The sequence below is a fragment of the Pseudomonas sp. LA5 genome (genome assembly GCF_028640825.1).
Lineage (GTDB): Bacteria > Pseudomonadota > Gammaproteobacteria > Pseudomonadales > Pseudomonadaceae > Chryseomonas > Chryseomonas aestiva.
This window is the reverse complement of the sequence record NZ_JAQYZY010000021.1, coordinates 1-18,161: the sequence shown is the minus strand read 5'-3', so window position 1 is coordinate 18,161 and position 18,161 is coordinate 1. Positions and strand designations below refer to the sequence as shown.

Sequence of the window (18,161 nt, the reverse complement as noted above, 5' to 3'; positions counted from 1 at the left end):
CTCCATTAGCTGAATTTTGGAGCCCATCATGCAAGTCATCGCCACCATCAAGTCCGAGCTGCCCGCCCTGCCCATCGTTGCCGAAGTCTCCTATGACGACGTCGCCGAAGAGCTGCTGAGCAGCGACCTGTTCTGCGACAACGCCTGGTTTCTGTTCGAGATGAACGCCTCCAGCGCTGACCGCGTCCAGGCCTGACTGACCACACCCTATAGGCGCCCTCGGGCGCCTTTGTCTTTTGGAGGCCCCATGGCTACCGATACCCCTGCAGGCTTCGGCCGGCTCGCCTTCGAATCCGAAGGCAAACACTTTCCCCTTCAGGTACTGCGCAGCAACGCGGGCTACTACATCGGCACTGTCGATGAGGATGGCTTTCCGCTGAGTCGCGAGTCGAAGGAGTACTTCCGCAAGCAGGCCGAGGCTGACCAAGCCCTGGCAGAAGGCACCTGGAGCCAGCACGGTTTGTCGTCGCTCGTTCCTGCCTTGCTTGGCTTCTAACCGCTTCGTCTACCCTTAAGGGATTCGTCATCCCTTAAGGGCATGATGAATCCAAGGACGTTGGAGGCATCATGGATTTGATTATTCAACACTTCGAAGGCCAGGCTTTCGTCAGCAACCCGTACGCACCTGGTACGTCTCTTCGCCAAGACCTCTTCGAACGGCAGTTCACCATCCTCCTGCATGGGTCGATGGAGCTGCTTGAAGACTCCGGTCGCGGCACCTTCCACATCAATGGCCATGTCCAGCTCGGCCAGTGCGGCCTGCTCGACGACATCCTGCCCATCGCCCTGGAGGCAGTCCGACAAGACCGCTATCCAATACCTGCAGCAGCGCTCGACTTCTACCCGAAACGGATCTCCGTTTCCGATCGCCACGGCCACCTGGTCATGGCGGGCAAGGTGGATCGTGAGAGCCGCCGCATCGACTGGATTGACCCCTGCCGTACGGCCGAGGAAGAGAAGGTGGTGCTGGCTCAGATCCAGCTATTGCGTTCGCGCTCTGCGTTCCAACACGGCTGGGACAACTTCAGTACCTCACGACTGCTAGATATCGACGCTGACCTACTCAAGGGCCGGCTGATCCACAAAGCCTGGCGGCCGCACGTCCGTGCACTGCTAAGCGCCTGATCTCACCCTCCCACCCGGGGACACCGTCCCCAGGGGGCGGCTGTCTGCCAATATCAGGATCCTCGCTATGCCTCACCATCTGATTATCGGCAACGCCATTCACAGCAGTGCAGCAAGCCTCCGGGAAGCCCAGACAGGCCTCTCGACGCTTCGCGCGCAAGGGCTCAAACCGCGGTTGTTCTACTCCCTGTCGTTTGATTCGTTCGGCAGCGAGCTGGACGATGACGGTCGCCCGCTGCACCTCTACATCCTGATGTCCACGGATGAGTTCGAGTCCTACCTGACCCGCTTCGAGCGGATTCGCCTCCTGACCGACCCTGAGCACGCTGCGCCGCCGTTACGGGTCGTGGATGTCCGGGGAGTACTTGAGGGACGCGACTACCACATTGCCGAGCTGCTTTACCCCGGTTTCGCTGAGGAGCCCGAGATTCGCGTTCAGACCCTGCTGATGCGGGCCACCCAAGGGCTCGTTGACCTGCAGGACCTGCTGCACATCTAGCTTCACTGTTATCCACCTACCCAGAGGGGCTGACCCTCTGGGCAGCTCCTCGTCCGAGGAGTCTTCAATGAACAATTCATCCACCTCCACCGCCCAGGCGGTAACCGAACACAGCGGCCTGGTAGCCGTCCTGACCGATCTACAACGCCAAGGGTGGCGCGCCTCTGAACTGTGGGATGGCGAGGCCTGGGGGCCTATCCACGCCATCTGGTCCGCTGACGAGATCGCCAAGCACGCGGCGGAAACCGAGTTGGCCAAGCTGCGCTTCCTATCGGAAAGCACTGCCGGTCACGAAGGTGTGATGCTGCTGGTATGGGGCAATAGCCCTATCGAGTTGATCGCCGACATGACCATAGCCAACGGCTTCGGTGAGGCCGTCGAGCTGGCCCAGCGAAGCGTTTGGCCGCACTACCCGGAGGAGGAATAGCCATGTGCTGGACCTGCCCGCAGTGCGGTTCTACTAACGTCTCAGCTGAGGGGGAAGTGATACCACCTCGACCAGACATTGATGCGCCCGAGGATGCTGAATCCGATTGGGACGACACCTGCGAGATGACCTGTAACACCTGCCAACACCAGGATCTCTCGATGTTCTTCGCGAAGGATCTGGAGCAGCCCTAACCCTAGCTCCGCTGAGCTCCATCAACCACCACACCACCCAGAGGGGCCGACCCTCTGGGCGGCTCCTCGTCCTGAGGAGAGCCCCATGACCACCGCCAACCCCTTCATTCGCGGCTACCAAGACCTGTACGTTCGCCGCGAGCTGCTGGTGACTTACGATGATCACTTCGAGCCCTGCTACCGGCAGATCACTGCACAGCAGCAGGATCTAGCCGACCACCAGGTGGTAGGGCACCACTGCATTTTCAACGAGACCCATGCTGTGGCTGTAGAGCCTGGTGACGTCACGGAAGACCAGCACGCCCTCTACTCGGCCAACGGGCAGATACGTGCCGTGGTCTACGCGGTTCGGGCTATAGAGAACGGCCAGGAGCTTCACCTCGGCGACACGGAAACGCTGGAACGGGCCCAAGGCCTGCTTAAGCGCATCCAGTTCAAGACGGGCTTCTACAGCCGATCTTTCGAGATCACTTCGGCGCATTTGCCGGATGACGAGTGGGATGAGCTGCAGGACCTGGTGCAGCACGCCGATACCCAACAGCTGATGTTCGAGTGCTTCACCCTGCCGGACAGTGATGCCGTCGGCTTTAAGCTGCACGGTACGCCCTGGACGGACGAGCATCTGAACCAACTGGAAGGGTTCGGACTGTCTGCCCTGCAGGCCAAGCAACATGAAGAAGGCTTCATGCCGGAGACCATTCGGGTGCTTGGTCTGGCAGGCCAGGCCGACGTCAGGATCCTGATCCTTGATCCCAATGGCTGCCTGCTCGAAGGCCTGCCTCAGTTCTGACCCCCCCTACAAGGCGCCTTCGGGCGCCTTTCTTTTGCCTGAGCTATTGACCAGGTACGGCGTCGCTTTCAGAATTCATCCCACATGCCGCTGACGTTGTCAGCCATGCCCAGGTGGTCAGGATCTCAAGACCACGGCGTCCTGCGCTGATCCAACCCCAAGCTTGCCGAGCATTCGGTAGCGCAAGCGGTCGGCTCCGCCGATGGATGCACCTCTCACCGTTTTCTCCCACAGGGTACCCATCCCCTGTCGGGCATGGCGTGCCCCCTACTCACGAGGACCGCCATGATCAAGATCCCCGGCCATCTGGCCATCCGCACCATCCAGGGACGCAACGGCGCCTTCAACGTCGGCCGGCTCTCTACCTCTATCGGCGAATTCGTCATCAAGGACGCTGTGCTCGAACAACACGTCGAGGGCAAGTACCGCGGCGAATTCGTCATCACCGAGATCCGTGCATCGTCCTACAGCACCGGCGGCCGCCTAGTCATCGAGATTCGCGCGCGCCTGGACAGCATGGTGCTCGAGGATCTCGACACCCTGACGGCCTACGACAATGCGCAGATCGATGCGCAGTCGCCGGACCCGCTCGATGAAGAGCAACCTGTCGCGGCACCGCCGCCACAGGCTCGACCACGCCCCTCTCGTCCCGCCAGGCCTGCCAGCGCTCCGGTAGCGCCTGCAGACGACAACGTACCCTTCGGGATGCCGGCATCACCTGCCTCTACTCAGCTGACACCTGAGCCCGATGTCGATGAAGCTGACCAGGAGCTCTTCGGTACGGTCTGGCCACTTGGCGAGACCGTGCGGCTCGACTCCACGGTCGACCGGCAACGCCTCCGGCAGCAATGCCAGCGGCTGGGCCAGTTGGGCTACACCATGGACTTCAAGTCGCAGGCCTGGAATCGCGCGGCCTGACCTCACCCCTCACAACCACACCCGGCTGGGACCTCTCCCAGCGGGAAGGCCTGGCCATCACCACAAGGACCTTCCCTATGGGCTGGCTTTATTCGCACCCTACGCGCGATGCGCTGATCGCCGAACTCACCGCCGACGGCGAAACCGACAATTGCACCCGTACAGTCATCGATCATCACCTGGTCGACAACGTGCTGTGGCAGATCGTGAAGCTGGTACCCAAGCGCGATGGCGTCTTTCCTGGCGTGGCTGCCGGCGAAACCTGCACCTTGATCGGTTGCAACCTGCTGGATGTTCACGGAGGCCGCTGGGGCCACAAGTCACTGGATGAAAGCTCGGGCCCCTTCTACTGGAGTTGCCCGCTGCACTTCTTGCCCAGGGCCACCCACGGCATCAACCCCGAATGGCGCGAAGGCGTCCGGCGATACCACGCGGCGCGCTGAGCGCCTTCTCTCACCCACCTCGGGGCAACCGCCCCTGGGCGCGTTGCCTCCTTCAGGAGCTGACGATGCCCCTCTACCCTATTGATGAGTGCCCCGATCTGCTGGTGGACGCCTGCGTCTGCGATGAAGAACGGCGGCTGATCTTTCTGTCGGCCTGGGGCCGTGACACCGCCGTCCAGGAATTCCTGGCCAGGCTCACCCTGGGACGCAGCGAAGGCGGCCTTGAGCAATTCCACCTGGTCCAGAGCGGCCGCAGCCTGCCGGTCTTTCCGGACGCCGAGCGGCTAGAGAAACGCACGACCCGCCAGCTACGCGGCACCCTGTTTGGCAGCCTGCTTCACGTCTGGCTGTTCGACGGGCGCTGCGCGTTACCGGATCGCGCCAATCACCTGGCCTACGCCCTGGTACGCGACAACATCGACCCCCAGGCCAGCCTCTGGCCGTTGGTGGTCGACACCTGCCCACTCCCGCTCCTGCCGCACTGGCAGGGAACGGTCATGGAGCTGCTCCTGCAGGAGCAGATGCTCGAGCGCCTACCTGGCGCCCTGGGCGACCTGGCCGGCTGGCGACTCCGACTCAAGCTCGACGAGCTGCAGTACCACCTTGCCCGGCGCATCCGTGCTGGTCAGCTCACCACCTCCTGATCGGGCCGCTAGCGGCCCTTACTCATTAACGTTTTTAACGTTCCTTAACTTTGCCCAACAGGAGCTCTACCCATGGCCCTGATGTTTCCGCGCCTGGCGCGCAACTTCGCCAAGAACGGCTATTACCCCACCGATGAGGTCACCCTCGAACGTACTCTGCAGGGCCTGAGCCCTGCCTCCACCGGCACCATGCGGATCCTCGATCCGTGCGCCGGCGAAGGTGTGGCTCTGGCAGAAGCCGCTCATATCCTCGGGCGTGAGCGCGTCCAGGCCTGCGCGGTGGAGTACGACCGGGAGCGTGCCGAGCACGCCCGTAGCCTGCTCGATCGCGTCCTGCAGGGCGACCTGATGGACACCATCGTCACGCGGCAGGCCTTTGGACTGCTCTGGCTCAATCCACCCTATGGCGACCTGGTCGCCGACCACAGCGGCGCCACCCAGTATCAGGGCAGCGGCCGCCGGCGACTGGAGAAGCTGTTCTATCAGCGCTCGCTACCGCTGCTGCAGTACGGCGGCACCCTGGTGCTGATCGTGCCGCACTACGTCCTGGACGATGAACTGTGTGGATGGCTCTGCAACCACTTCACCAGCCTGCAGATCCATGCGGCCGCGGATCCGACCTTCAAGCAGGTGGTGATCTTCGGCATCCGGATCCGCCGGCAGGACCTGGCGAGACCCGCTGACGTCAAGGCAACCCGAGAGCACTTCCGAGCGATCGGCAGCGGCGAGGCCTTGGCCGAATCGCTACCAGAGGTATGGCTCAGTGAACCCTATGGGGTGCCGGCTGCCGTCATGGAGCTGGAGCACTTCTACCGCGTCACCCTGGAGCCCGAGCAGCTCGCCCTGGAGACAGGTCGACTGGGCGGACTCTGGAGCGACTTCACGCTGCACTTTGGCCAGGCTGGCCAAGCACCACGACCACCGGTCAAGGCGCTGTCGCAATGGCACCTGGCCCTGGCTCTCGCGGCCGGGGCGATCTCGGGCGTGGTGACCTCTCCCAATGGGCGCGTCCTGGTTCTCAAGGGCGACACCTACAAGGAGAAGGTCAGCCGCACTGAGTTCACCGAGGATGAGGATGGCAACGTACTGGAGTCGCGGATCCTGACTGACCGTTTCGTGCCCGTGATCCGGGCCTGGGACATGACACCGGGATCTCAGACGCTGGGACAGGTCCTGACCATCACCTCGGCGCCGGCAGCGGCCGAGCCACCACAACCTGCAGCACCTGAACCGCTCGGGCTACCGGCTGGACGCTTCAACCCTGGTCGGATCGTCATGACGGCAGCGGTGAGCGAGCTGGTGGAGCGCGGCGAGCTCAACCCCGTGACCTACCTGCGGCGTCACCTGCAGGCGGACTGGGGCGAGCTTGACCACGAGGACAAGCACAGCAATGACCAAGCCCTGCGCCTGGGCAATCGCCTGTTTTCCAACTACGAGACCCCGATGTCCGATGAGCCCCGGCTCTGGATCATCACCGAAGCTGACCGCAGCGTGACCACGCTGCTGTTGCCCTCGGATTACTAACCGACACCGCCCGCAGGCGGAACCGTTCCATCACCTCAACCCCTTGGGTACGCCGATACCCGTCCGGGGTCGGTCGTGCCCGTTTCTCATCCTAGGAGATCCACATGACCGACCTCAACGCTGGCCAACCGGCCCTGCTCACCACCGTCAGCCTGACCGACTTCATCGCCGAGTTCGGCGAGGGTCTGCTCGACTCCCTCAACCGTTCCAACCCACCGGTCTATGCCGGCGCCGCTCACCCCGGGCGCCAGGCCGTGATGGCAGGTCTCAAACGCACACCCTTCCCGGCGCAAGCCGATGTCGTCCAGGCGATCGCCGCCCTGCTGCTCGACCGCGGCGAACAGGCTGGCATCATCAACGCCGAGATGGGGACTGGAAAGACCATGATGGCCATCGCCGTGGCCGCAGTACTTCACGCCAAGGGCTATCGCCGCACCCTGGTCGTCTCGCCGCCCCACCTGGTCTACAAGTGGCGGCGCGAGATCCTCGAAACCGTTCCGGGCGCGCGCGTCTGGGTACTCAACGGGCCGGACACCCTGGTGAAGCTGCTCAAGCTTCGCCAGGCCCTGGGCGAGTCGTACGATGGTCGTCAGGAGTTCTTCATCCTGGGCCGCGTGCGGATGCGGATGGGCTTCCACTGGCGGCTGGCGTGCGGTACGCGCCGCGCCGCCGGCGGAAGACGATTGGCCTGCTGCACTGACTGTGGTCGCGTGCTCGAAGATGAGGAAGGCAACTACCTCACCCTGGAGGACTTTCAGCGCGAGGAGCGGCGCCGGCAGTGCCCTAAGTGCAAGGCGCCCCTCTGGACGCTGATGCGCCCGGGTAAGACCGCCGGCGGTGACAGGCGCGGCGTGATCCTCAAGTCGATGTGCCGCATACCGACCATCGGCCCGATCCGGGCGGAGAAGTTGGTAGCGGACTTCGGCGAAGAGTTTCTCGCCACGATGCTGGCTGACAACGTCCACGAGTTCATCAACCTGATGGACGCCAAGGGCAACTTCGTCTTCAGCGACCGCCAGGCCAAGCGGATGGAGCGGGCCATGGCCAACCTGGAGTTCGGCTTCGGCGAGGGCGGCTACCAGCCGACCGAGTTCATCAAGCGCTACCTTCCGGACGGCTACTTCGACCTGCTGGTGGTGGACGAGGGACACGAGTACAAGAACAGCGGCTCGGCCCAAGGCCAGGCCATGGGGGTGCTGGCAGCAAAAGCGCGCAAGACGCTGCTGCTGACGGGCACGCTCATGGGCGGCTACGCCGACGACCTGTTCTACCTCCTGTTCCGGATCCTCTCCCGGCGCATGATCGAGGACGGCTACCGACCGAACGCGCGCGGCAGCATGGCCCCCGCGGCCATGTCGTTCATGCGCGACCACGGCGTGCTCAAAGACATCTACACCGAGCGCGACAGCCAGTCGCACAAGACGGCCCGGGGCAAGAAGCTCTCGGTACGGACGGTGAAAGCCCCAGGCTTCGGCCCCAAAGGCGTCCACCGCTTCGTGCTGCCCTTCACTGTGTTCCTCAAGCTCAAGGACATCGGCGGCAACGTGCTGCCGGCGTACCAAGAGGAGTTCGTCGACATCCCGATGGAGGCGCACCAGGACGCGGCCTATCGGCAGCTGGCCAGCAAACTGACCGCGGAGCTCCGCCAGGCCCTGGCACGGCGAGACACAACCCTTCTCGGGGTGGTGCTCAATGTGCTACTAGCCTGGCCGGACTGCTGTTTCCGGCCGGAGGTGGTGAAACACCCTCGGACCCGGGACACCTTGGCCAGGGTCGACGCAATCTTCGACGAAGACCAGGCCAGCCCCAAGGACGAGGCGCTGATCGAGCTGTGCCGTCAGGAGAAGGCGCTGGGCCGCAAGGTGCTGGCCTACACCGTCTACAGCGGCACCCGGGACACTACTAGTCGGCTCAAGCGGTTGCTCGAACAAGCCGGCCTGAAGGTGGCGGTACTGCGTGCTTCGGTGGACACGGCCCGGCGCGAGGATTGGATCCTCGACCAGGTCGACCGCGGCGTCGAAGTGCTGGTCACGAACCCGGAGCTGGTGAAGACCGGTCTGGATCTGCTGGACTTCCCGACCATCGTCTTCCTGCAGACGGGCTACAACGTCTACACCCTGCAGCAGGCCGCTCGCCGGTCGTGGCGTATCGGTCAGAAGCAGGCGGTACGGGTGCTGTTCTTCGGCTACGCCGGCAGCTCGCAGATCACCTGCCTGCAGCTGATGGCCAAGAAGATCGCGGTAGCTCAGAGCACGTCGGGAGACGTTCCAGAATCAGGGCTCGATGCGTTGAACCAGGATGGTGATTCGGTCGAGATGGCGTTGGCCAGGCAACTGGTCAGCGGCTGACAATAGCCCCTCTTCGGAGGGGTTTTTATTGCGCGCGCCCTGTCGATTGCTGACACTGTGACCACTATCAGATGCAGTAGGCAGCGGTCGATAACATGAGCGACTACACGGTGACCATCAGCGCCGCCGAGCTGGCCGACCTGCGCCTTGCCGCCGACCGGTACCGGTGGATTCAGCAGCGGGCCGTCCGCCTGCAGTGCGATTCCACGTCCTACAGCGGTCACTATCTCGACATCCGTTGCGACGTAGGGCGCGAGCATGTCGCCGAGGTGCAGGCCTTAGAGCAGCAGCACCCGCCGCGGCTGCGCCGCGAGTAATGGAACCCTCCTCACCACCCACCCAACTCGGCGCCGCCAACAAGGGGCACCCACATCACAAAGGAAAACCACAAATGCCAGACTTCAAAATGAGCGACGTGAAACAGGTGCGCGAGACGACTTCAATCAATACTGCGAATAGCTACTTGGCCGAAGGCTGGGTGATGTTGGGCACCAGTAACGGCAAGGATGAGACTGGTTATCCGATCACTTCCTATTCGCTGGGCTGGATACGGGAAGAAAATCCGCCGAAGTCCTATTGAGTGCAGGCGGTCGTGTCAAGGCTAAGAAGAGATGTCGCGCTGACAGCTAAGTAAAAATGTCATTATGGCCTTACGGCCGAGCCTAACTCTTATCTGAGTGACATCAATAGTTGGTACCTAGCTCTGCCTTTCTGAGAGTTAGATAAGCGTGTCATGTGCGCAGACTAGTCCGGCGCGTGAAGGTCAGGATGAATGCCGTTCGACCTCCTTGGGAGGTACATGAAATCGTGCCACCATGCGCTTGCATCAGTGACCGGGCAATCGCTAACCCAAGCCCTGCGTTCCCATCACCTTCGCGGCGTGCAGGATCCACCCGATAGAACCGGTCGAAGATCTTCGCCAGGTGCTCCGGCGGAATTTCGGGGCCGGGGTTTTCTATCCGAAGCTCTACACGGCTGCCATAGTCCTGGATGTAGACCTCAATCGTCTCTCCAGAAGGGGTATAGCGCAGGGCATTGGACAGCAGATTCGACACGACACGGTCGATCATCACGCTATCCGCAAAGATCAAGGCGCTTCCCGATGCCTTGAGCTGGATACCCTTATCCTCAGCCAGAAGCTCGTAGTATCCGAACAGCTTGCCGATGACCCTACCCAAATCCAGCTCGACCGGTTCAGGTACGATCAGGCCGTTGTCGGACTTGGCCAGGAACAGCATGCCGTCGATGATTCCCGACAGGCGATTGAGCTCTTCCAGGTTGGAGGTCAGATTCTCCTCGTACACGTCCGAGTCCCGCTTTTGGGCCAGGATCACCTCGGTATGAGTCCGCAGGTTGCTGATCGGGGTTCGTAGCTCGTGTGCGATGTCGGCAGAAAAATTCGATAGACGTATGAACGAGTCGTCCAGGCGACCGAGCATGGAATTGAAGGCGGTGATGAGCTCGCGTAACTCATCGGGCACGGGCTCCAGAGGAATACGCTCCTTCAAGGAGCCTGCGGACATCGAGGCGGCTGTCTGGGTCACCTTGGCCACCGGCCGCAGCCCATTCTTGGCAACCAGCCAACCAAGTGCGGCACTCAGCACGGTGCTGGCTAGCAGAACGCCCCAGAACCAGCGCTCCAGCATGGCGAAGAAGTGCATATGCGTCGTGACGTCCAGTACCAACCACATGGTCAGCGGAGCAGTGGCCTCCGACGACGAGACTGGCGCCTTCAAGGCCCTGAACATGTGTCCGTCACTTTCCCACTCCCACACGCCATCGTGCTCGGTCGCCTGAGCCAGGGACGGCACCGATGACTGGGGAGGCTCTGCAAAAAAGAGGCTTCCGTCAGCCTGGAGGAATACCGCGCTGAGATCGGGATGTGCTCCCAGTAGCGTGTGCCAGCGAATCTTGAGCTGGTCCGAATTTGCGCCGGGCTCTTTAGCGATCTGGGTGATCGCTTCCAGCTTTTCTTCCAGAGCCTGGGCATCCAGAGCACGAAAATGGTGGCGGCTCAGCTCGTTGAAAGCGATGCCCACGATGATGAGGACAGCGACGACCGCGGCTACAAACATGAGGCTGAGGCGGAAGGTAAGTGAACCTGGCTTCATCCTTCGTCCTGCACGTCTAGCCTGTAGCCCATTCCACGGCAGGTGTGGAGAAGTTTCGCCTCGAAGTCATCGTCAATCTTGGCCCTTAACCGCCGAATCGCCACCTCGATGACATTCGTATCGCTATCGAAATTCATGTCCCATACTTGTGATGCGATAAGAGATTTTGACAGGACCTCGCCTCGCCGACGCATCAACAACTCCAGCAAGGCGAACTCTTTAGCGGTAAGGTCAATTCGCTTGCCGCCCCGCGTGGCGCGGCGCTTGAGTAGGTCAACCTGTAGATCTCCGATCTGCAGGTTCGTTTGAACCGGCGGGCTGGCGTTCCCGCGCCTTAATAGAGTTCGAACACGTGCCAGCAGCTCTGAAAAGGCAAAGGGCTTGATCAGGTAGTCATCGGCGCCCAGCTCTAATCCTTTGACTCGGTCATCCACGCCATCCCTTGCCGTCAGAAACAGCACCGGTACCGACTGACCTGCAGCACGCAGGCGTGTTACCACCCCCCAACCATCGAGGCCGGGCATCATCACGTCGAGAATCAGCAGGTCATAGGCTTCAGTCTGCATCTGATCGATGGCATCCGTTCCAGTGACCACTCGATCTACCGTGAAGCCAGCCTCTCGCAGGCCCTGCTGCAGATAGATTCCTGTCTTGGGTTCGTCTTCGGCTACCAGCAGTTTCATGCTTCACCCTCGGGGACACGATCTTGGCGAGACGGCACGACGGGGCCAGGCAAACTTACTTCCCCGCTTCCATCTCGGGAGACAGCGTACCAAGCCAAGCAATCAGTCCTAGCACCAAAATGGCGGAGCCTAGCTCCAGTGCCATGCTGTAACGGATAGACCGTGCCGCACGCGTGTAATCGCCTTGGTGGACTGCTTGCTCCAATGCCGGGCTCAAGAGAAAGCGGTTGGCCGAAGCCAGCCCGATCATCACGACGAAAAGGCCCAGTTTGACCAGCAGCAGCAGGCCATAGGTGCTTTGTGCCAGACCCGTGATTTGGGGTCCGACGATGAGCAGATAGTTCATCACACCCGTGAAGACGATCAGCACCACGATCACCGCACCGGCTCGCTCAAAGCCGGTAAGCGTGCGCGAGAGGATCTGGACTGATGCCTGCGTTTCCGATTTGCTGGGCCGCAGCAATAGGGCAAAAGCCACCAGCGCGCCGAACCAGCCACCACTGGCCCATAGGTGGAGAATGTCTGCGCTGAAGTGCCAGAAGCGGCGCAAGCCTTCGTCCATAGCGCCGTGCCCAGTCCACGCCAGCGTGGCCAGCGCCACGCCTGCCAGCAGCGAAACCACGAGCAGGCTCGCCAATGGCCAACGAGGATTGAAGGCAATGGCCACAGCAGCGGCCACGAGGGCGGCCATACGGATAAGCCAGGCGGTGCCAAGCTCCGTCTCGGCGATCATCATCTCAACATGCGGTATGGCCTCGCCCCATTCCTCAACCCCGCTCATAGCCTTGGCCATTTGCACCATGGACACGACCGAGAGCAAGAGGCCCGTCGCCGCGCTTGTAGCCAGCAGAGGCAAGAACGGCAATACCATGCCCGAGCGGCGCTCAGGGCCACGCAAACTATAAAGGCCGAAGAGCGCCAGCCCGAACAGCATCATCAAATCGGCATACAACGCGAAGCGAAGTCCGATGCTGAACGGATCTTCCATACTTACTTGACCTTGAATGTCACGCTACCGGTGATGGGGTGGGTATCTGATGACACTGCCCGCCAATCGACCTTGTAGGTGCCGGCCGTCAACGGCGAGGCAGGTGCGATGACCATGGTCTTCGGATCACTGCCACCCGAAACAGCCGCCTTGACCGCCATCGGCGGATGCTCCATACCAGGCATCGCCGTCATGACCAGTTTCGCGCCGGAAAACTGAGTGACCAGGTTTTCAGAAAAGTGCAGCTCGATCTTTGCCGGGGCGGCGCCTTCAGCTCCTTCGGCAGGCGTCGAAGACACCAGCTTGGGATGGGCTTGAGCCAGGACGCTAAACAGCATTCCAGCGGCTAAGAGCGTTATGAAAGGTGCACGATTGAACATGCGAACTCCTACAGCCCAAGGGGCGTTCGTGGGGAATGAGATTTGGTGTCTGGTTAGAACCACATACGTACACCCAGGACCAGTCGGGCTTCGCTGCGGTCTTCCCCTTCCTCCCGGGCAAAATCGGCAGTGTTGCCATAGGAGCGGTTCCAGCTGACACCAATGTACGGGGCGAACTCTCGGTAGATTTCGTACCGCAAACGCACTCCGACTTCCGTCTCGGACAAGCCAGAGCCGATTCCGCGTTTTGGGTCGTTCTGCCCGTAAAAATTGGCTTCGGCGGTGGGCTGCAAGATCAGGCGATTGGTCAGCAGGATGTCGTAGTCGCCCTCCAGCCTCAACGCCGTTTGGCCACCCTCTCCGAGGAAAGCAGTCGCTTCGGCCTCGAAGTTGTATAAGGCCAGGCCTTGGAGGCCAAACGCGGCCCACGTCTGTGACGGTCCTGGTTTGAAGTCCTGCCGTACGCCACCAACCACGTCCCACCACGGGCCGATGGAGTGGCCCCACAACGCTTGTAGCTCGGCGGATTCGGTTTTGCCGTTGGAGCGCTCCCCCTCGGAGCGAATCCACAGCCGGTCAATATCCCCCCCTACCCAACCATTGACGTCCCAATTCAGCACACTGCCGTTATCAGCGTTCTGCCACTCAAGCTGATCGAACAACAGGAAGTAGTTGAGGGCATCGTCATGGACCGTATGACCTTTACCACTTTGATAGACGGCCGCCCGGTTGGCATCCGTAATGGGCGGAATAGGTGTGCGGCTTTGCGTGGGGGCTGCTGGCTTGCTGGGCGCCATGGTGGTCATTCCAGAGTCCATACCCTGCATCTGGCTGTGGTCCATGCCCTGCATCTTGGAGTGATCCATCCCCTGCATCTGGCTGTGGTCCATGCCCTGCATCTTGGAGTGATCCATCCCCTGCATNTGGCTGTGGTCCATGCCCTGCATCTTGGAGTGATCCATCCCCTGCATTTGGCTGTGGTCCATGTCAGAACTGCCCGCTTCAGCAGCAAAGGCATAAACCGGTGCGATGGTGAAGCTGGTAACTGCAAGCAGCGAACAAACGTGGAGTCGATTCAACACGGTCACTGGCTTCACTCCTCTACCCGGACTTCGCGGAACATACCCATCTCCATGTGGTACAGCAGATGGCAGTGGTAGGCCCATCGCCCCAGGGCGTCGGCGGTGACGCGATAGCTGCGCTTGGATCCGGGTGGCATGTCGATGGTGTGCTTGCGAACCAGGAAGTTGCCTTCCTCGTCCTCCAGGTCGCTCCACATGCCGTGCAGGTGAATTGGGTGCGTCATCATCGTGTCGTTCACCAGCACGATCCTCACACGCTCCCCGTATTTGAGAACCAGAGGGTGAGCTTCGGAGAACTTGATCCCATCGAAGGACCAGGCAAACTTCTCCATGTGTCCTGTCAGATGTAGCTCGATGGTACGGCTTGGCTCGCGGCCATCAGGGTCTTCGAAAGTGCTTTTGAGGTCGGCGTAGGTGAGTACCTTGCGTCCGTTGTTACGCAGGCCGAGGCCGGGATCATTCAATTTGGCGGTAGGCGTCATCGCCTGCATGTCGACCAGCGGGTTGTTCTTCTCACTCGTGGGATGACTTTGCATCGTCATGCCGCTCATCCCAGACATCGAACCGTGGTCCATCCCCGCCATAGCGCTGTGATCCATGCCCTGCATAGAGGACATCTTGCTGTGGTCCATGGCTGGCATAGGGCTGCCTCCCATGCTGCTCATGGTCTGCATATCATCACCGGCCACAGAATTCGTACCCTTCATGCTGCCGTGGTCCATGCCGCCATGGTCCATACCGCCCATACCCATGTCGTCCATCGTGACCAAGGGCCGAGGATCAAGCGGAGGGACTGGAGCCACCAAGCCATCTCGCACGGCAAGGGTGCCGCGGGCATAGCCGGTACGATCCATTGACTGGGCGAACACCGTGTAAGCCTCCCCTGTGGGCTCGACGATGACATCGTAGGTTTCGGCCACGGCGATACGAAGCTCGTCGACCTCAACCGGGTTCACGTAAAGACCATCAGACGCTACTACGGTCATTTTCAGGCCTGGGATACGGATGTCGAAGTACGTCATGGCGGAGCCATTGATGAATCGAAGGCGTAGCTTCTCGCCAGGACGGAACAGGCCAGTCCAATTCATGTTTGGAGCCTGGCCATTGAGCAGATAGGTGTAGGTTGCACCGCTCACGTCCGCAAGATCCGTGGGGTTCATCTTCATCTCAGCCCACATCTTTCGATCCGCCAGCGTCGCGGCCCAGCCCTTGTCAGCCACGTCATTGACGAAATCACCAACGGTGCGCTTGTGGAAGTTGTAGTAGTCGGACTGTTTTTTCAGCGTGCGCATCAGCGAAGCCGGATCTTCATCCGTCCAGTCCGTCAGCATCACCACATGCTCACGATCGTATTTGAAAGGCTCGGGCTCCTTCGCCTCGATGACAAGGGGGCCGTAGACCCCTACCTGTTCCTGGAAGCCTGAGTGGCTGTGATACCAGTAGGTCCCGTTCTGTTGGAGCTTGAATTGATAAACGTACATCCCGCCCGGCTCAATGCCTGCGAAACTCAGGCCCGGCACCCCGTCCATGTTTGGCGGAAGGATGATGCCGTGCCAGTGAATCGAGGTGGCCGCATCAAGCTTGTTGCGCACGCGAAGCGTCACCGTGTCGCCCTCCTTCCATCGCAAAAGGGGCCCTGGCAATCCGCCGTTGATCACCATCGCTGTGCGACGCTTGCCGGTAATGTTCACTGGCATCTCGCCAATCGACAGGTCGAACTCCGTGCCCGTCAGAGTGCTGAGCGCCGTTGAGCCAGCTGCTGCCCAACTGGGAGAACGCCACAAGCCCAGTCCCCCCAGCATGCCAGCAGCCGCGAGGCCTTTGACGAAGGTACGTCGAGAGGTTCTTGATTCCATACGAGCAGGCCCTGGTAGGGAGGACGGCAGTGGCGCCGTGCACAGGAGTTAGAAGATTAGGCGGAAAGATGTCATAGCGCTTTGTAGGGCGCGATTACATTTCTGTAAGCATTAGGTGGCCGCTCCACTAGCAGCAAACCTTGCCGCCCTCATCCTTTTTTTCTTCAGACATCCCGGCTAGCCTCGGCTCGGCTTTTTCGCTTTGCGCTGCTTGTTGGGCGTCCATCATGCGAGTGAAGACGCGATCGGCGCCCCCTTCAGCAAAAGCAGACGAGGAAAGGGTGAAAGCAAGAGCGAGGAACACAGCTTTAGAAAGGTTCATGACGAAGCACCTCAGGCAAACACAGCGGCACATGCCGCGGACCACAAGGTAGCGCTGGAAAGCTTTCAGTAGACTGAGCCGAGGATTACAAAGTAGTCAGCTTTCGACCCAGAACCCTCGTATTTCAATGCCCTGTGCATACCCGTTGAGCGTATCGAGTGACTGAAATACCCTTACTACTTCGCGTCTAGAGCGGAGAGGAAAATGTCGGCTCTCTTTGCTGTAACGCACCTGCAATTGCCACCCATGGCCGTCGGGACCTGGAATTGCGCGCACGTCGTATGCGGCCCCGGCCGCTACAAGCGCACTGAGCCCTTCAGCGCTGATTGACTGACGCATGACGGCTACGCTTCGGAGGCCGGCTTTTATCGAGGGCAGCCACGATATCCTCCGGCATGAAATCTTTCGCCTTCTTCTTCGGCGGCTCTTGGCGCTGCGCTTTGGTTGGCTTTGGATTGCCAGGTACCGCTTGGGACCGACGGCTATCGCGCTGCTCTTGCATCCGCTGCGCGACCTGCAAGACGTGGCCCAGCCGCTTGTTTTCCACGATGGTGCCTTGGCTGACCTCAGGCAACTGATCCAACGTCTCGTAGGAAAAGAGAATCCCTGCTGAACGGACCTCAATCCGGCCGTCAGGGTAGTGATAGATCTCTGCGTATCGGCCTGCTAAAGCTCGTGCTTGCAGCGTGTCGTGCAGGACATAGAGACGTCTGTCGTACTGCAGCGTGAGGCTTTTCGATACCCGCCGCGGTTCCCGCCATGTGAAGGTTAGAGACAGGTCCTCGTCGTCGCGTACTGGCCGGTGCGCATCGAAATCCGAGCGGGCAATTTTACCGAAGCGGCGATTGTAATCGGCCATGAAAAGCGGCAGATAAGCGTTAGCGGCGTCGACGGTGCTGATGTTTCGTAGTCGCAATTCTTTGACCAGGCGATCCTGCAAGGTGAGATGGGCTCGCTCCACGCGGCCCTTGGCCTGGCTGGAGTTGGCGCAGAAGGTATCGATGTTCAGCTCGAACATGGCCCTGGCGAACTGCGTGTGGCCATCGCCACCCTGAGCATCTTTGCTGTTGACTCGAAACACACTGGCCTTGTCGCTGTAGAGCGCCAAGGGCTTACCGTGGTGCTCCAAGTAGGCCCGGGTAGCCTGGAAGTAGCTGAAGGTCGATTCGCTGCGGGTGAAGGCTAGGTGCATCAGGCGACTGGTGGCGTCGTCGATGTAGACCAGAAGGGTGCATGCCGGTGCTCGGTCCTCGAACCATCGATGATCGCTGCCATCGATCTGGATCAGCTCGCCCAGGCAGGCCCGGCGATTGCGTGGCTGGTACACCTTGGGCGGTCGCTGCCGACGCGGCGTCCATAACCCGGCATCCATCATGATGCGCCGGACGGTTTCCTTGGCCAGGCGTAAGCCGTGACATTCAACGAGATTTTCGGCCGCAAGCGTGGGACCGAAATCCTGGTAGTGCTGCCGGATTAGAGCGGCGGCACGCTGCTCAAGGCCAGGCCGCAGCTGATGATTGCTGGGCTGGCCGCGCTTACGTGAGGTCAGGCCCGAAACGCCGGCGTCCCGGTAACGCTGCACTAGGCGGTGAACCTGCCGGGTACTCAGCTGCAGGCGCTGGGCGGCGCGTGTGGGCGTAAGGAAACCCTCGGTCACCGCCTGGATGACCTTGAGGCGATCGACTTCGCGTAGGCTCATCGTGATCCGCTCGTAGGCTGACATCCTGATCGCTCCGCATCGGCTGCAAAGCCGCTAGGCTAGCTGCCATACGTGATCGGGACATTTCTATCTGGCTGGATCGCGACATTACTATTTGGCCGTAACAG

General features: G+C 60.9%; 21 protein-coding genes. 13 read left to right on the top strand and 8 right to left on the bottom strand.

The window, feature by feature from the left end:
• Positions 1–28 precede the first annotated feature (28 nt).
• The 13 genes from PVZ72_RS04280 (at position 29) to PVZ72_RS04220 (ending at position 9,492) form a co-directional block, all read left to right on the top strand.
• Positions 29–196 (top strand): hypothetical protein, encoded by a 168-nt coding sequence (locus PVZ72_RS04280; protein WP_186304683.1) that lies wholly within the window; start codon positions 29–31, stop codon positions 194–196.
• Positions 197–247: 51 nt separating this feature from the next.
• Positions 248–496: a hypothetical protein gene (locus PVZ72_RS04275; RefSeq protein WP_145248210.1), complete on the top strand. Its 249-nt coding sequence runs from the start codon at positions 248–250 to the stop codon at positions 494–496.
• Positions 497–567: 71 nt separating this feature from the next.
• A complete protein-coding gene (locus PVZ72_RS04270) occupies positions 568–1,125 on the top strand; it encodes a hypothetical protein (RefSeq protein WP_145248212.1) in 558 nt (185 codons plus the stop codon).
• Between the two features lie 67 nt (positions 1,126–1,192).
• Positions 1,193–1,624 (top strand): hypothetical protein, encoded by a 432-nt coding sequence (locus PVZ72_RS04265; RefSeq protein WP_145248214.1) that lies wholly within the window; start codon positions 1,193–1,195, stop codon positions 1,622–1,624.
• Positions 1,625–1,691: 67 nt separating this feature from the next.
• Positions 1,692–2,051: a hypothetical protein gene (locus PVZ72_RS04260; protein ID WP_058772466.1), complete on the top strand. Its 360-nt coding sequence runs from the start codon at positions 1,692–1,694 to the stop codon at positions 2,049–2,051.
• 279 nt (positions 2,052–2,330) lie between these two features.
• Positions 2,331–3,035: a DUF5983 family protein gene (locus PVZ72_RS04255; protein WP_273861284.1), complete on the top strand. Its 705-nt coding sequence runs from the start codon at positions 2,331–2,333 to the stop codon at positions 3,033–3,035.
• 285 nt (positions 3,036–3,320) lie between these two features.
• The gene (locus PVZ72_RS04250; RefSeq protein WP_273861283.1) at positions 3,321–3,953 is read left to right on the top strand and encodes a DUF3275 family protein; all 633 of its coding nucleotides are present in this window, start codon (positions 3,321–3,323) and stop codon (positions 3,951–3,953) included.
• Between the two features lie 77 nt (positions 3,954–4,030).
• Positions 4,031–4,396: a hypothetical protein gene (locus PVZ72_RS04245; RefSeq protein ID WP_273861282.1), complete on the top strand. Its 366-nt coding sequence runs from the start codon at positions 4,031–4,033 to the stop codon at positions 4,394–4,396.
• 65 nt (positions 4,397–4,461) lie between these two features.
• Positions 4,462–5,040: a hypothetical protein gene (locus PVZ72_RS04240; protein WP_273861281.1), complete on the top strand. Its 579-nt coding sequence runs from the start codon at positions 4,462–4,464 to the stop codon at positions 5,038–5,040.
• Positions 5,041–5,112: 72 nt separating this feature from the next.
• Positions 5,113–6,564, top strand: coding sequence for a DUF6094 domain-containing protein (locus PVZ72_RS04235; protein ID WP_273861280.1), 1,452 nt, complete (start codon positions 5,113–5,115; stop codon positions 6,562–6,564).
• A gap of 104 nt (positions 6,565–6,668) precedes the next feature.
• On the top strand, positions 6,669–8,912 hold the full coding sequence (locus PVZ72_RS04230) for a DEAD/DEAH box helicase (RefSeq protein ID WP_044340842.1): 2,244 nt from the start codon (positions 6,669–6,671) through the stop codon (positions 8,910–8,912).
• A 95-nt stretch (positions 8,913–9,007) separates the two neighbouring features.
• Positions 9,008–9,229: a hypothetical protein gene (locus PVZ72_RS04225; RefSeq protein WP_044340843.1), complete on the top strand. Its 222-nt coding sequence runs from the start codon at positions 9,008–9,010 to the stop codon at positions 9,227–9,229.
• A 74-nt stretch (positions 9,230–9,303) separates the two neighbouring features.
• On the top strand, positions 9,304–9,492 hold the full coding sequence (locus PVZ72_RS04220; RefSeq protein WP_044340844.1) for a hypothetical protein: 189 nt from the start codon (positions 9,304–9,306) through the stop codon (positions 9,490–9,492).
• Between the two features lie 151 nt (positions 9,493–9,643).
• Here PVZ72_RS04220 and PVZ72_RS04215 read toward each other — a convergent pair whose 3' ends face one another.
• The 8 genes from PVZ72_RS04215 to PVZ72_RS04180 all read right to left on the bottom strand — a co-directional run bounded on the left by PVZ72_RS04215 (position 9,644) and on the right by PVZ72_RS04180 (position 18,057).
• Complete coding sequence (locus PVZ72_RS04215; RefSeq protein ID WP_044340845.1) at positions 9,644–11,023, bottom strand: heavy metal sensor histidine kinase; 1,380 nt, start codon at positions 11,021–11,023, stop codon at positions 9,644–9,646.
• Positions 11,020–11,706 (bottom strand): heavy metal response regulator transcription factor, encoded by a 687-nt coding sequence (locus PVZ72_RS04210; protein WP_044340846.1) that lies wholly within the window; start codon positions 11,704–11,706, stop codon positions 11,020–11,022. The genes PVZ72_RS04215 and PVZ72_RS04210 overlap by 4 nt, the downstream gene beginning before the upstream one ends.
• Before the next feature lie 55 nt (positions 11,707–11,761).
• Entirely contained in the window at positions 11,762–12,694 is a 933-nt protein-coding gene (gene copD / locus PVZ72_RS04205; protein ID WP_044340847.1) for a copper homeostasis membrane protein CopD, read from the bottom strand.
• 2 nt (positions 12,695–12,696) lie between these two features.
• The gene (gene copC, locus PVZ72_RS04200; protein WP_044340848.1) at positions 12,697–13,074 is read right to left on the bottom strand and encodes a copper resistance system chaperone CopC; all 378 of its coding nucleotides are present in this window, start codon (positions 13,072–13,074) and stop codon (positions 12,697–12,699) included.
• Between the two features lie 53 nt (positions 13,075–13,127).
• Positions 13,128–14,162 carry a copper resistance protein B gene (locus PVZ72_RS04195; RefSeq protein ID WP_443218231.1) on the bottom strand — a complete coding sequence of 345 codons (1,035 nt, stop codon included), beginning with the start codon at positions 14,160–14,162 and terminating at the stop codon, positions 13,128–13,130.
• Between the two features lie 5 nt (positions 14,163–14,167).
• Complete coding sequence (locus PVZ72_RS04190; RefSeq protein WP_145248226.1) at positions 14,168–16,012, bottom strand: copper resistance system multicopper oxidase; 1,845 nt, start codon at positions 16,010–16,012, stop codon at positions 14,168–14,170.
• A 127-nt stretch (positions 16,013–16,139) separates the two neighbouring features.
• The gene (locus tag PVZ72_RS04185; protein ID WP_007162445.1) at positions 16,140–16,334 is read right to left on the bottom strand and encodes a co-regulatory protein PtrA N-terminal domain-containing protein; all 195 of its coding nucleotides are present in this window, start codon (positions 16,332–16,334) and stop codon (positions 16,140–16,142) included.
• A 316-nt stretch (positions 16,335–16,650) separates the two neighbouring features.
• On the bottom strand, positions 16,651–18,057 hold the full coding sequence (locus PVZ72_RS04180; RefSeq protein WP_145248228.1) for an ISNCY family transposase: 1,407 nt from the start codon (positions 18,055–18,057) through the stop codon (positions 16,651–16,653).
• Positions 18,058–18,161: the final 104 nt, after the last annotated feature.

What these genes read in the sequence shown, in the direction of transcription:
- PVZ72_RS04235 (WP_273861280.1), top strand. Translation starts at nt 5,113, where the DNA reads ATGGCCCTGATGTTTCCGCGCCTGGCGCGCAACTTCGCCAAGAACGGC.
- PVZ72_RS04180 (WP_145248228.1), bottom strand. Translation starts at nt 18,057, where the DNA reads ATGTCAGCCTACGAGCGGATCACGATGAGCCTACGCGAAGTCGATCGC.
- PVZ72_RS04230 (WP_044340842.1), top strand. Translation starts at nt 6,669, where the DNA reads ATGACCGACCTCAACGCTGGCCAACCGGCCCTGCTCACCACCGTCAGC.
- PVZ72_RS04220 (WP_044340844.1), top strand. Translation starts at nt 9,304, where the DNA reads ATGCCAGACTTCAAAATGAGCGACGTGAAACAGGTGCGCGAGACGACT.
- PVZ72_RS04185 (WP_007162445.1), bottom strand. Translation starts at nt 16,334, where the DNA reads ATGAACCTTTCTAAAGCTGTGTTCCTCGCTCTTGCTTTCACCCTTTCC.
- PVZ72_RS04250 (WP_273861283.1), top strand. Translation starts at nt 3,321, where the DNA reads ATGATCAAGATCCCCGGCCATCTGGCCATCCGCACCATCCAGGGACGC.
- PVZ72_RS04255 (WP_273861284.1), top strand. Translation starts at nt 2,331, where the DNA reads ATGACCACCGCCAACCCCTTCATTCGCGGCTACCAAGACCTGTACGTT.
- copC (WP_044340848.1), bottom strand. Translation starts at nt 13,074, where the DNA reads ATGTTCAATCGTGCACCTTTCATAACGCTCTTAGCCGCTGGAATGCTG.
- copD (WP_044340847.1), bottom strand. Translation starts at nt 12,694, where the DNA reads ATGGAAGATCCGTTCAGCATCGGACTTCGCTTCGCGTTGTATGCCGAT.
- PVZ72_RS04245 (WP_273861282.1), top strand. Translation starts at nt 4,031, where the DNA reads ATGGGCTGGCTTTATTCGCACCCTACGCGCGATGCGCTGATCGCCGAA.
- PVZ72_RS04190 (WP_145248226.1), bottom strand. Translation starts at nt 16,012, where the DNA reads ATGGAATCAAGAACCTCTCGACGTACCTTCGTCAAAGGCCTCGCGGCT.
- PVZ72_RS04240 (WP_273861281.1), top strand. Translation starts at nt 4,462, where the DNA reads ATGCCCCTCTACCCTATTGATGAGTGCCCCGATCTGCTGGTGGACGCC.
- PVZ72_RS04265 (WP_145248214.1), top strand. Translation starts at nt 1,193, where the DNA reads ATGCCTCACCATCTGATTATCGGCAACGCCATTCACAGCAGTGCAGCA.
- PVZ72_RS04270 (WP_145248212.1), top strand. Translation starts at nt 568, where the DNA reads ATGGATTTGATTATTCAACACTTCGAAGGCCAGGCTTTCGTCAGCAAC.
- PVZ72_RS04280 (WP_186304683.1), top strand. Translation starts at nt 29, where the DNA reads ATGCAAGTCATCGCCACCATCAAGTCCGAGCTGCCCGCCCTGCCCATC.
- PVZ72_RS04215 (WP_044340845.1), bottom strand. Translation starts at nt 11,023, where the DNA reads ATGAAGCCAGGTTCACTTACCTTCCGCCTCAGCCTCATGTTTGTAGCC.
- PVZ72_RS04260 (WP_058772466.1), top strand. Translation starts at nt 1,692, where the DNA reads ATGAACAATTCATCCACCTCCACCGCCCAGGCGGTAACCGAACACAGC.
- PVZ72_RS04225 (WP_044340843.1), top strand. Translation starts at nt 9,008, where the DNA reads ATGAGCGACTACACGGTGACCATCAGCGCCGCCGAGCTGGCCGACCTG.
- PVZ72_RS04210 (WP_044340846.1), bottom strand. Translation starts at nt 11,706, where the DNA reads ATGAAACTGCTGGTAGCCGAAGACGAACCCAAGACAGGAATCTATCTG.
- PVZ72_RS04275 (WP_145248210.1), top strand. Translation starts at nt 248, where the DNA reads ATGGCTACCGATACCCCTGCAGGCTTCGGCCGGCTCGCCTTCGAATCC.